Raw genomic sequence first — 13,329 nt, forward strand, 5'->3', positions numbered from 1 at the left:
TGCGGGGCTTAAATATCAGACTGTTTCGCTTACTCTTTACCGCCGCGAGACGCACGCTTACGGTCGTTCTCGGTCAGGTGACGTTTACGAATACGGACTGACTGCGGAGTCACTTCTACCAGTTCGTCATCATCGATGAACTCGATAGCCTGCTCCAGCGTCATTTTCTGCGGTGGAACCAGAGTGGTCGCTTCATCAGTACCTGACGCACGCATGTTGGTCAGTTTCTTACCGGTCAGGCAGTTAACTGTCAGGTCGTTAGAACGGCTGTGAATACCGATGATCTGGCCTTCATAAACCTCAGCACCGTGACCCAGGAACAGCTTACCGCGATCCTGCAGGCTGAACAGTGCGAATGCGACTGCTTTACCCTGGCCGTTAGAGATCAGTACACCGTTCTGACGCTGGCCCACTTCGCCTGGACGCACATCGTCGTAGTGGCTGAAGGTGGAGTACAGCAGGCCAGTGCCTGAAGTCATCGTCATGAATTCGTTACGGAAGCCGATCAGGCCGCGGCTTGGGATCATGTAGTCGAGACGTACACGGCCTTTGCCATCTGGATCCATATTTTTCAGATCGCCTTTACGCTCACCCATCGCCTGCATCACAGAACCCTGGTGGGTTTCTTCGATGTCGAGGGTCACGTTTTCGAATGGCTCTTGTTTACGGCCTTCGAATTCGCGGAAGATAACTTTCGGACGGGATACCGCCAGTTCGAAACCTTCACGACGCATGTTCTCGATCAGAACAGACAAGTGCAGCTCACCACGACCAGACACACGGAATGCGTCTGAATCTTCGGTTTCTTCAACACGCAGTGCCACGTTGTGCACCAGCTCTTTATTCAGACGCTCCAGAATCTGGCGCGAAGTCACATACTTACCTTCTTTACCGCAGAAAGGTGAAGTGTTGACGTTAAAGAACATGGTTACGGTTGGCTCATCAACGCTCAGGGCTGGCAGCGCTTCAACCTTCTGCGTGTCGCAGATGGTGTCAGAGATGTTCAGCTCGCCCAGACCGGTGACAGCGATGATATCGCCTGCTTCAGCCTCGGCGCTCTCGATACGTTCCAGACCCAGATGGCCCAGTACTTTACCGACTTTACCGTTACGGGTTTTGCCTTCGCTATCAATGATAGTGACTTGCTGGTTCGGCTTGATTTTACCGCGCTTGATGCGGCCAATGCCGATAACGCCCAGGTAGTTGTTGTAGTCGAGCTGCGAGATCTGCATCTGCAGTGGGGCTTCAACTTCAACCTGTGGTGGAGAAACACGATCCACAATCGCCTGATACAGCGGGGTCATGTCGTCTGCCATGTCGTTGTGATCCAGACCGGCGATACCATTCAGCGCTGACGCATAAATGATAGGGAAGTCCAGCTGCTCGTCAGTCGCGTCGAGGTTAACGAACAGGTCAAACACCTGATCAACAACCCAATCAGGACGCGCGCCCGGACGGTCAACTTTGTTGATGACTACAATCGGCTTCAAACCATGAGCAAAGGCTTTTTTGGTTACGAAGCGGGTTTGCGGCATAGGGCCATCCATCGCATCTACAACCAGCAGCACCGAGTCCACCATGGACATAACACGTTCCACTTCACCACCGAAGTCGGCGTGTCCTGGGGTATCAACGATGTTGATACGGTAGTCGTTCCATTTGATGGCGGTGTTTTTTGCGAGGATGGTAATCCCACGCTCTTTCTCCAAATCGTTGGAGTCCATTACGCGCTCAGTCGCTTCGGTACGAGCATCAAAAGTACCGGACTGTTGTAGCAGCTTGTCAACCAGGGTGGTCTTACCATGGTCAACGTGCGCGATGATGGCGATGTTACGCAAATTTTCGATCACAGCTTTGCCTCAGGCATTATAGAAATAACGCGGTATTGTACACGGATTAAGCGAAAGACTGAACATGATCACAGTATTCCCTTAAAGTTTCTCTTAGTGCTGTTTTTTAGCACCAATTACGGTGCATTAATCTGCACTGCGATGGTGTTTTGCACCTTTTTGGGGCGATATTTGATCTATGGAGCACCAAATTAGTGCACCTCATCCATACTGGTGCAGTGACCGACTCACGAAAGAGCGCGTCACAGCGCCATTTTTACCATTGTAATAAAGTTGGCACAGAATTCGCTTTATATCTTTCAAGCGAAAACGACAGTTATACAACGGTTGAAAAGAGCTTGCCGAGATCTTGGTTAGGGGTGGTCAGTAAGCGTGACACATTCCAGGCAACGAAGTTCTCTCACCATGACGATTATGACCATTTCCAGGAGAGTTTAAGTATGTCCGCTGAACACGTCCTCTCGATGATGAACGAGCACGAAGTTAAGTTTGTTGACCTGCGTTTTACCGATACCAAAGGTAAAGAACAGCACGTTACTATCCCTGCTCACCAGGTTAACGCTGACTTCTTCGAAGAAGGCAAAATGTTCGATGGCTCATCCATCGGTGGCTGGAAAGGCATTAACGAATCAGACATGGTGCTGATGCCGGATGCGACCACTGCAGTTATGGATCCTTTCTTCGAAGATCCAACGCTGATCATCCGTTGTGACATCCTCGAGCCAGGCACGCTGCAGGGCTACGACCGTGACCCACGCTCCATTGCTAAACGTGCAGAAGAGTTCCTGCGTTCTTCTGGCATCGCGGATACCGTGCTGTTTGGACCAGAGCCAGAGTTCTTCCTGTTCGATGACATCCGTTTCGGTTCTTCTACTTCAGGTTCACACGTTGCTATCGATGATATCGAAGCGGCATGGAACACCGGTAAAGAATACGAAGGCGGTAACAAAGGTCACCGTCCAGGTCTGAAAGGCGGTTACTTCCCGGTTCCACCAGTCGATTCAGCTCAGGACATCCGTTCTGCTATGTGTCTGACCATGGAGCAGATGGGCCTGGTGGTTGAAGCTCACCACCACGAAGTTGCTACTGCTGGTCAGAACGAAGTGGCTACCCGCTTCAACACCATGACCAAAAAAGCTGACGAAATTCAGATCTACAAATACGTGGTGCACAACGTTGCTCACGCGTACGGCAAAACTGCAACCTTCATGCCTAAGCCAATGTTCGGCGATAACGGTTCTGGTATGCACTGCCACATGTCCCTGTCAAAAGGCGGCGTGAACCTGTTCTCTGGCGACAAGTACGGCGGCCTGTCTGAAACTGCTCTGTTCTACATCGGCGGTATCATCAAGCACGCTAAAGCGATCAACGCCCTGGCTAACCCAACCACCAACTCTTACAAGCGTCTGGTCCCGGGTTACGAAGCACCTGTTATGCTGGCTTACTCAGCACGTAACCGTTCAGCTTCAATCCGTATCCCAGTGGTTGCGAGCCCGAAAGCACGTCGTATCGAAGCACGCTTCCCGGATCCAGCGGCTAACCCATACCTGGCCTTCACCGCGCTGCTGATGGCGGGTCTTGATGGTGTTATCAACAAGATCCACCCTGGCGATGCGATGGACAAAAACCTGTATGACCTGCCACCGGAAGAAGAAGCTGAGATTCCAAAAGTTGCAGGTTCTCTGGAAGAAGCACTGAACGCACTGAACGAAGACCGCGAGTTCCTGACCCGTGGCGGCGTGTTCACTGATGACGCTATCGACGCGTATATCGAACTGCGTAAGCCAGAAGTTGACCGCGTGCGCATGACTCCGCACCCAGTTGAGTTCGAACTGTACTACAGCGTTTAATTTAAAAAATTTCAGCGCATTTCACGCCGCTGATTGGCGGCGTAAATAACCTGAACGTTTTTTTGTTGCCGTGGAAACTTTAGCCCATCTCCGGATGGGCTTTTTTCACCGCGAATTCATCGTTCGAATGATAGTTTTCAGTCCCAAAAGGCTATAATGCACTAAATTAGTGCAGAGGAACGCTGTATGGCAACTGGCACATTGCCCGACGCGGGGCAGATTCTTAACTCTCTAATCAACAGTATTTTGCTGGTCGATAACGATCTGGTTATCCATTATGCCAACCCGGCAGCGCAGCAATTACTGGCACAAAGCTCACGCAAATTGTTCGGCACGCCATTACCGGAATTAACCGGCTATTTTTCGCTGAATATTGAGGTGATGAGCGAGAGTCTTGGAGCAGGCCAGGGCTTTACCGACAGCGAAGTGACGTTAGTGGTCGATGGCCGCGCGCACATTATGTCGCTGACCGCACAGCGTCTACCCGATGGTCTTATCCTGCTTGAAATGGCGCCGATGGATAATCAACGCCGTCTCAGCCAGGAACAGCTGCAACATGCTCAGCAGGTCGCTGCACGTGATTTAGTGCGCGGACTGGCGCATGAAATTAAAAACCCGCTCGGAGGTTTACGCGGCGCCGCGCAGTTATTAACGCGTGCTCTGCCCGATCCTTCGCTGCATGAATATACCCGGATTATTATCGAACAGGCGGACCGCCTGCGTAATCTGGTTGATCGTTTACTGGGGCCCCAACAGCCCGGTATGCACGTCACACAAAGCATTCATCAGGTGGCGGAGCGCGTGGTGAATCTGGTCTCGATGGAGCTGCCGGACAATGTCTCGCTGGTGCGTGATTACGACCCGAGCCTGCCCGAGCTGCCACACGATCCCGATCAGATTGAGCAGGTGCTACTCAACGTAGTGCGTAATGCGTTGCAGGCGCTGGGTGACGAAGGTGGCACTATCGTGATCCGCACCCGTACCGCGTTCCAGCTCACGCTGCACGGCACCCGTTATCGCCTGGTGGCACGTATTGATATCGAAGATGATGGCCCTGGGATTCCTGCTCATCTACAGGACACGCTGTTCTATCCGATGGTGAGTGGTCGTGAAGGAGGCACCGGTTTAGGTCTCTCCATCGCCCGCAGCCTGATCGATCAGCATTCAGGAAAAATAGAATTTAACAGTTGGCCAGGACATACCGAATTCTCGGTTTACCTGCCTATTCGCCAGTGAGGTTTCTATGCAACGAGGGATAGTCTGGATCGTCGATGACGATAGCTCCATCCGCTGGGTGCTTGAACGTGCGCTCACTGGAGCCGGTTTGAGCTGCGCGACATTTGACAGCGGCAATGAGGTGCTGGATGCACTCTCAAGTAAAACCCCAGATGTATTGTTATCGGATATTCGCATGCCGGGCATGGATGGACTGGCGCTGCTGAAACAAATTAAACAGCGTCACCCAATGCTACCGGTCATCATAATGACCGCGCATTCGGATCTTGATGCCGCCGTCAGCGCTTATCAACAAGGCGCGTTCGATTACCTGCCCAAGCCGTTTGATATTGATGAAGCGGTCGCGCTGGTTGAACGTGCGATCAGCCATTATCAGGAGCAGCAGCAGCCGCGTAATCAACCGGTGAGCGGCCCGACAACCGACATCATTGGCGAAGCGCCGGCGATGCAGGATGTGTTTCGCATCATCGGCCGTTTGTCGCGATCTTCCATCAGCGTGCTGATTAATGGTGAATCGGGTACCGGTAAAGAGTTAGTGGCGCATGCTCTGCATCGTCACAGCCCGCGTGCCAAATCACCGTTTATCGCGCTGAATATGGCGGCAATCCCGAAAGACCTGATCGAATCCGAATTGTTCGGGCATGAGAAAGGGGCCTTTACCGGGGCGAATCAGATCCGTCAGGGCCGTTTTGAACAGGCCGATGGGGGCACGCTGTTTCTTGATGAAATAGGTGATATGCCGCTCGACGTGCAAACCCGCTTGCTACGCGTGTTGGCCGATGGCCAGTTCTATCGCGTGGGCGGCTACGCACCGGTGAAAGTGGATGTGCGTATTATCGCGGCAACCCACCAAAACCTTGAGTTGCGCGTGCAGGAAGGCAAGTTCCGTGAGGATCTGTTCCATCGCCTGAACGTGATTCGCGTGCACTTACCGCCGCTGCGTGAGCGTCGTGAAGATATCCCACGTCTGGCGCGCTACTTCCTGCAAGTCGCCGCGCGTGAGTTGGGCGTCGAAGCGAAGATTCTGCATCCGGAAACCGAAACCGCGCTGACGCGCCTGCATTGGTCCGGTAACGTACGCCAGCTGGAAAATACCTGCCGCTGGTTAACCGTGATGGCTGCAGGCCAGGAAGTACTGATTCAGGATCTGCCGCCGGAGCTGTTTGAGTCGAGCACGCCGGACAATCCAGTGCAGTCTCTGCCGGATAGCTGGGCCACCTTGCTGGCACAATGGGCGGACCGCGCGCTGCGTTCCGGTCATCAAAACCTGCTCTCTGAAGCGCAGCCGGAGATGGAGCGCACGCTGCTCACCACCGCCCTGCGTCACACTCAGGGACACAAGCAGGAAGCCGCACGTTTGTTGGGTTGGGGTCGTAATACCCTGACGCGTAAACTGAAAGAGCTGGGAATGGAATAAGTGAGAATCAGGGGAGCGCGATGCTCCCCTGATTTTTATATCACCCGCGAGAATTGCTGCATGCGAGCCTTTTGGCGCAGATAACGATCGAAGCACATGCAGATATTACGAATCAGTAAACGCCCAATTCCTGTGACATGCAGACTACGCCCACGCCGTTCCAGCAAACCATCCGCCATCAAAGGCGCCAGTAACGCTAAATCTTCCGCAAAATAGGTTTCGAAGGTGATCGGCCACTGCGCTTCAATCGCCGCGAAATCTAATGAGAAATGACAAATCAGCGTTTTGATGACATCACGGCGCAGACAGTCATCGTCGCTTAGTGTCAAACCACGCCATAGCGCGTTCCCGCTCTGCTCCACGCTGGCATAGTATTCTTTCAATTCTTTTTGGTTCTGAGCATAACTGTCTCCCAGCATACTGATCGCTGAGACGCCGAATCCGACTAGCTCGGTTTCGCCTTGCGTGGTGTACCCCTGAAAGTTGCGGTGCAGTTCACCCGCACGCTGCGCAATGGCCAACTCATCATCCGGTTTGGCAAAGTGATCCATCCCGATGAACTGATAGCCTGCATCCGTTAGGGTGCCAATGGTTTGCTGCAGGATTTCCAGCTTCTGTTCCGCACCAGGTAGCTCTTCATCTTTGATTTTGCGTTGTGCAGCAAACAGCGTCGGCATGTGCGCGTAATTGAATACGCTGAGTCGATCGGGATTAAGCGCGATGACTCGCTGTAAGGTGAAGGCAAAACTTTCGGGCGTTTGCAGCGGCAAACCATAAATCAGATCCAGGCTGACTGAGCGGAATCCTCGCGCACGCGCACGCTCAACCAGCCCGAAGATAGTCTCTTCATCCTGCACGCGATTGACGCGCTCCTGCACCGCCTTATTGAAGTCCTGCACACCCATACTCAGGCGATTAAAACCTTCAGCACGCAGATGATCGATCATCGCCAGCTCAATTTCGCGTGGATCGACTTCGATCGACATCTCAACGTCATCAGCAATCTCAAAATGGCCACGCAGCAGCGCCACCAGCCGGCTGACCTGAGCTTGGTTGAGAAAGGTTGGCGTACCACCGCCCCAGTGCAATTGCGTGACGCGGCGTCCGGCAAACAGCGGCGCACGCTGGCGGATTTCCTGCTCCAGCACATCCAGATAGCGATCGGCCTTGTGCAGCTGGCGCGTCACAATCTTATTACAGCCGCAGAAGTAGCAAAGGCGATGACAGAACGGAATATGGACATACAGCGACAGGCAACGTTGAGGATAGCGTTCAACCGCAAACTGGAAGCTTGCCTCGCCAAAGTTCTCATTGAACTCTAGCGCAGTGGGGTATGAGGTGTAACGCGGACCTGCGTAATTGTATTTTTCGATCAGCCGCTGATCCCATTCAATCTGCTGCGATGACATGCTCACTCCTTACGGTGAAGTCGTTTGAGGGAGGGTCGCGTTGCAGAAGAGGAGAGATAGCGGTGAGCCGTACGCCGGCGTAAACGCGACTTCAGACGCGACAGGCGACGAAGTTTAAACAATAACCACAGGAGATAACATGTTAGCAGCAGCGCTAAAATTGATCCAGGCCAAAGCATCAGCGAATACCTGTTTAGCGCGGCATGCGCAAATGCGCATGCCGATCAAAAATGACTTAGTTGCCTTTTAACAAGCGCATCATATCGACTTCGGCTTGTTCATCTTCAGCACCGTCATCCAACGCGATACCGAGGGTTTCCATCAGTTCGTCAATGCGATCCAGCGTCTGATCGAGCCATGCCTGATCTTCAGCGCTGAGTGTCTCACCACTTTCCAGACGGTCCAGTAAGGTGTCGAGGCGTTCATCATTTTCCAGCTTCGCCAGCTCTTCTTCCGGTGTCAGACGAACCTTCTCCGCTTTCGGCCTGGCTTTCGCTACCGGCTTTTTCTCCGGTACGGTTTTACCATCGGCCACCAGCGCAACCGGTTTTTTACTACCAGTACGTGGATCGGCATTTTTCTGACCCTGGCCTTTGCCAGCGCCTTTGGTTTCCGGGTTAGCACGGCTGCCCGCTTTATGGCCGCTGTGCTTTTTATCGCGTTTACGATCGCGTGCTTCCTGGTTCAGTTCTTCACGCGATTTGCGTTTGGCTTTAGCAGCAGGTTTGCCACGCTGGGCTGGTGCAGGTTGCTTCATGGTGTCCGGTCTCGGCGATTTTTCTTCAGTATAGAATTGCGGCGAAATCTAGCAGAAAGATGACAAAGAAAAAAGGCGATAGCCTATGCTATCGCCTTATTTCGCACCTTCTACTGAAGGAATAACGGTATAAATCCTTTACAGCTCTCAACGTCCCGGTTGCTCCTTCGCCTCATCGCTCCTGCGAGTAATCCTTTTCCTTGTCCGACTCATACCTGAATCACATCCTGCCATGCTCCTGGTCATCCCCGACACTCCTGAGCGCATCATCCTGATGGGTGCTACCGTGCACTGACACCAAATGTAGACCAATCAGTAAAATGAACAAGTGAGACATGTCTTTAATTTAGAGCGGTAATTTTCAATATCTATTTATCTTATTGAAAATATTACGCTATCCAACATATGAACATTCTATTAATCGGTAATGACTGGCAGTAATTATCGTCGATCTCTTACAAAGTGGCGCGTTAAGACGCTATCGGGCACTTTTGCGCCATAACAGGTATAATCAGCCCAATTGAACGAATCACTTTGCTGGAGCTTTACTTTGTCTGCTTTGAATTATCACATGACCCACTTCGTGCTCAGCGCCCCGGATATTCGCCATTTACCGGCAGATGTGGGCATTGAGGTCGCGTTTGCCGGACGCTCTAACGCAGGCAAATCCAGCGCGCTGAATACCATCACCAACCAGAAAAGCCTGGCGCGTACCAGTAAAACGCCAGGTCGTACTCAGCTCATCAACCTGTTCCAGGTCGTCGAGGGGAAAACCCTGGTCGACTTACCGGGTTATGGCTACGCCGAAGTCCCGGAAGAGATGAAACGTAAATGGCAGCGTGCGCTGTCTGAATATTTGCAGAAGCGCCAGGCACTGAAAGGCCTGGTGGTGCTGATGGATATTCGCCATCCGCTGAAAGACCTCGATCAGAATATGATTGAATGGGCAGTCCAGAGCGGCATCCCTGTACTGGTGCTGTTAACCAAAGCAGATAAGCTGGCATCAGGTGCACGTAAAGCGCAGCTCAAGCTGGTGCGTGAGGCAGCATTAAGTTTTATGGGTGATGTGCAGGTAGAGATGTTCTCGTCACTCAAGAAGATCGGCGTTGATATCGTTCGTCAGAAACTGGATAGCTGGTTCAGTGAACTGGAACCGGCGCAGGAAGATGAAGAAGCCCCTTCTGCGTAATGTGAAGCGCGGGTTTACGACCCGCTTTTCAGAAAAAGCCCAATAAAAAACGCCCCAGTCATAAATGACTGGGGCGGCTAAATATTCAGCCAAATCCGATTACGTGAAGTAAAAGGTCTGAAAGATAGAACATCTTACCTCTGTACCCTACGCGATGAACTTTACCTGATTTTTCCTGACCAACAAAGGGTTTTTTGTTGTTAAGTTTCAGGATTCCACATCTTTTTTACCGGATCCGTCACACTTTGGCTCAAGGCGTGTAGTTTAATTACTAAAAAAATGCTTAGCCGATAGGCAGTTACAAAATGCGCATTTAACAAGCGGCTTTACATCGTTGCTGAACCGATTAAGTAAACTTTTTTCTTATGACGATGTCAGCGGCATAGATATACCGCCGACAACGTTCCTTAGTGCGCCTGGTCCCAGTTATCGCCCGTTCCCACTTCAACCTGCAGCGGTACATCAAGTTTCATGCTGCTCTCCATCAGTTGGCGGATCGTCGCACTCGCACTCTCTACCGCGTCTTTGTGGATTTCAAACACCAGTTCATCGTGTACCTGCATAATCATCTTCACAGCGTCATCCTGCTGTTGCAGTAACCAGCCATCTACAGCGATCATCGCGCGTTTGATAATGTCCGCTGCGGTGCCCTGCATCGGGGCGTTAATCGCCGCGCGCTCTGCCGCCTTACGACGAATGGCGTTGCTGGAGCTGATGTCCGGAAGCCACAGGCGGCGACCATCCAGTGTCTCCACGTAGCCCTTCTCGGCCGCCTGGGTGCGAGTCTCTTCCATGTAACGCAGTACGCCCGGATAACGCTCAAAGTAGAGATCCATATACTTTTTCGCTTCGCCAGCACCGATATTCAACTGGCGCGACAGACCGAAGGCACTCATGCCATAAATCAGGCCAAAGTTAATTGCCTTGGCACTGCGGCGTTGCTCACCTGAAACCTTGCTCAGCGCAACACCAAAGACTTCTGACGCTGTCGCGCGGTGAATGTCTTCACCCTGCGCAAACGCATCCAGCAGGCCTTTATCCTGCGACAGATGCGCCATGATGCGCAGTTCAATTTGCGAGTAGTCAGCCGCAACGATGCGATTATCTTTATCTGCGATAAAAGCCTGACGAATACGACGGCCTTCATCGTTGCGCACTGGGATATTTTGCAGGTTGGGATCGGTAGATGAGAGACGTCCGGTGGCCGTGACCGCCTGATGATAAGAAGTATGCACGCGGCCGGTAACCGGATTGATCATCAAAGGCAATTTGTCGGTATAAGTCGACTTCAGCTTAGACAGGCCACGATGCTCCAGAATCACTTTGGGCAGCGGATAGTCCAGCGCCAGTTCAGCCAGCACTTCTTCGCTGGTTGACGGTGCGCCACCCGGCGTTTTTTTAGTGGGCTTGATGCCCTGCTTTTCAAACAGAATGGTTTGCAGCTGTTTGGTGGAGGAGAGATTAAACGGCTCGCCTGCCAGTTCGTGCGCTTTCAACTCCAATTCCGCCAGACGTGCGGTCAGCTCCTGCGAATGTTTGGCCAGGATGTTTTGATCGATCAATACGCCGTTGCGTTCAATGCGTGAAATCACGGTCACCAGCGGCATCTCGATATCGGTGAAGACCTGCTTCGGACCCGCTTCCTGCTCCAGCTTCGGCCACATCTGCAGATGCAACTGCAGCGTGACATCTGCGTCTTCTGCAGCGTAATGAGCGGCCTGCTCGATAGCAATCTGGTTGAAGGTCAGCTGATTTTTTCCTTTACCGGCAATCTCTTCAAAGGTGACGGTTTTATGGTTCAGCCAGCGCGAAGCCAGGCTATCCATATCATGTTTGCCGCCGACGCTGCTCAGGCAATAAGATTCCAGCATGGTGTCGAATTTAATGCCGTTCAGCTCAATATCGTAGTTCTTCAGCACGCCACGATCGTATTTGAGGTTCTGACCGACTTTTGCAGATTTAGCGTCTTCCAGTAGCGGTTTTAGCTTTTTCAACACGTCGCTGCGGTCGAGTTGTTCTGGCGCATCAAGATAGTCATGGGCCACCGGAAGATAAGCGGCTTCACCGGGCGCAACCGCAAAGGAGAGGCCGACAATGTTGGCACTCCAGCTATCCAGAGAATCGGTTTCCAGATCGAAGGCAAAGAGTTCTGCTTTTTTCAGTTTTTGCAGCCACTCGTCGAAGGTTGCCTCATCCAAAATGGTGACATAGCCGTCAGATGACAACACGCTAGCGGTTTCCGCCACCGTAGCCACTGGTTCAGTCGCCAGCGATTTCTGCGCCTGCACATTGCTCTTTTTGCCCTGCAACCAGGTGCCGTCCTGTAAATCGGTGATCCAGCGTTTGAATTCATAGCGGCCGAAAAGATTTTGCAGCTTTTCAACGTCCGGTTCGTTAACGGTGAGTTGCTCACAACCCAGTTCCAGTTCAACATCCGTTTTGATGGTCGCCAGCTGATAGGACAGGAATGCAACTTCGCGATTCTGCTCCAGCTTCGCTGCCATGGTCTTCGCGCCACGGAACGAGAGATCCGCCACTTTATCCAGGTTGTCGTAAATCGACTGCATACCGCCCAGGCCCTGCAGCAGCGCCTGTGCCGTTTTCTCACCCACGCCAGGCACACCCGGAATGTTATCCGAGCTGTCACCCATCATGGCAAGGAAATCGATAATCAATGAAGGCGGCACACCGTATTTTTGCTCAACCTCTTCCGGGCCCAACACGGTGTTGGTCATGGTATTGATCAACGTAATGCCCGGCGTGACCAGCTGCGCCATGTCCTTATCACCGGTACTGATCAGCACTGCACGGCCCTGCTTTTCTGCTTCCAGTGCCAGAGTACCAATCACGTCATCAGCCTCAACGCCGGTCACCGCCAGCAGCGGTAATCCCATCGCTTTGACCATCTCGTGCAGCGGCTCGATCTGTGCACGCAGATCGTCGGGCATTGGCGGACGATGCGATTTGTAGTGCTCGAATAATTCATCGCGGAAAGTTTTGCCTTTCGCATCGAAGACCACGGCCACATGGCTCGGCTGATACTGCATCAGCAAACTTTTCAGCATGTTGAGCACACCGTACATCGCGCCCGTGGGCTCGCCTGCACTGTTGGTCAGCGGCGGAAAGGCATGATACGCCCGGTAGAGATAAGAGGATCCGTCTACCAGAATCAGGGGATTTTCTGCAATTTGCGCCATAGGTTCGTATTTTCTTCGTTGCGATAATGAGGGCTATAAGGATGCCACAACCAGAGAGGAATGTTGAATCAGAGCAGGGATGTCAGGATCTTTTTCGTTGTTACGCGGAGTGGATCGCAAGGATCGGTCTGTGGATAACTTTGTGCGTAAAATTCATAACGTATTGTTATTTACGCTTATTGCAATCATTTTACAGATAAAAGTTATTGTTTTTCAATTTGTTATTAACTTACCGTGATGAAGCGCGCCTTTTTGAAAAGGTGATCGTCCATGTGGATATTAAGCGGAGGGTTAACGGGGATATCATGATTACGTCATGGGAAAGGGAGTAAAAACGCCGACATCGCCGTAATGCCGATCAGTTAAGACAAAAATGATCGGTTGAACGATCCGGCAGTTCTGCAAGAATCCGTAATCTCTCAGG

The 13,329-nt window shown here is 52.1% G+C and carries 9 protein-coding genes; 4 read left to right on the forward strand and 5 right to left on the reverse strand.

What is annotated here, in order from left to right; translation table 11 throughout:
• Positions 1 to 29: 29 nt before the first annotated feature.
• Entirely contained in the window at positions 30 to 1,850 is a 1,821-nt protein-coding gene (typA, locus tag AC1MDE_RS20925) for a ribosome-dependent GTPase TypA (RefSeq protein WP_034823899.1), read from the reverse strand.
• A gap of 440 nt (positions 1,851 to 2,290) precedes the next feature.
• On the opposite strand from typA, the gene glnA reads away from it, so the two are divergent.
• The 3 genes from glnA (at position 2,291) to glnG (ending at position 6,353) form a co-directional block, all read left to right on the forward strand.
• A complete protein-coding gene (gene glnA, locus AC1MDE_RS20930; protein WP_034823901.1) occupies positions 2,291 to 3,700 on the forward strand; it encodes a glutamate--ammonia ligase in 1,410 nt (469 codons plus the stop codon).
• 186 nt (positions 3,701 to 3,886) lie between these two features.
• Entirely contained in the window at positions 3,887 to 4,936 is a 1,050-nt protein-coding gene (gene glnL / locus AC1MDE_RS20935; protein WP_479397874.1) for a nitrogen regulation protein NR(II), read from the forward strand.
• Between the two features lie 7 nt (positions 4,937 to 4,943).
• A complete protein-coding gene (gene glnG / locus AC1MDE_RS20940) occupies positions 4,944 to 6,353 on the forward strand; it encodes a nitrogen regulation protein NR(I) (protein WP_034823905.1) in 1,410 nt (469 codons plus the stop codon).
• Positions 6,354 to 6,388: 35 nt separating this feature from the next.
• Here the strand turns inward: glnG and hemN are convergent, their stop codons facing one another.
• The gene (gene hemN, locus AC1MDE_RS20945; protein WP_479397875.1) at positions 6,389 to 7,762 is read right to left on the reverse strand and encodes an oxygen-independent coproporphyrinogen III oxidase; all 1,374 of its coding nucleotides are present in this window, start codon (positions 7,760 to 7,762) and stop codon (positions 6,389 to 6,391) included.
• A gap of 235 nt (positions 7,763 to 7,997) precedes the next feature.
• The gene (yihI, locus tag AC1MDE_RS20950) at positions 7,998 to 8,519 is read right to left on the reverse strand and encodes a Der GTPase-activating protein YihI (protein ID WP_034823909.1); all 522 of its coding nucleotides are present in this window, start codon (positions 8,517 to 8,519) and stop codon (positions 7,998 to 8,000) included.
• A 550-nt stretch (positions 8,520 to 9,069) separates the two neighbouring features.
• On the opposite strand from yihI, the gene yihA reads away from it, so the two are divergent.
• Positions 9,070 to 9,708 carry a ribosome biogenesis GTP-binding protein YihA/YsxC gene (gene yihA / locus AC1MDE_RS20955; RefSeq protein ID WP_058960150.1) on the forward strand — a complete coding sequence of 213 codons (639 nt, stop codon included), beginning with the start codon at positions 9,070 to 9,072 and terminating at the stop codon, positions 9,706 to 9,708.
• Positions 9,709 to 9,793: 85 nt separating this feature from the next.
• Here the strand turns inward: yihA and spfP are convergent, their stop codons facing one another.
• Positions 9,794 to 9,841 carry a small protein SpfP gene (gene spfP / locus AC1MDE_RS20960; RefSeq protein ID WP_071892919.1) on the reverse strand — a complete coding sequence of 16 codons (48 nt, stop codon included), beginning with the start codon at positions 9,839 to 9,841 and terminating at the stop codon, positions 9,794 to 9,796.
• A 274-nt stretch (positions 9,842 to 10,115) separates the two neighbouring features.
• Positions 10,116 to 12,905 carry a DNA polymerase I gene (polA, locus tag AC1MDE_RS20965; protein WP_479397878.1) on the reverse strand — a complete coding sequence of 930 codons (2,790 nt, stop codon included), beginning with the start codon at positions 12,903 to 12,905 and terminating at the stop codon, positions 10,116 to 10,118.
• Positions 12,906 to 13,329 lie beyond the last annotated feature (424 nt).

The organism is Pantoea folii, assembly GCF_056678875.1.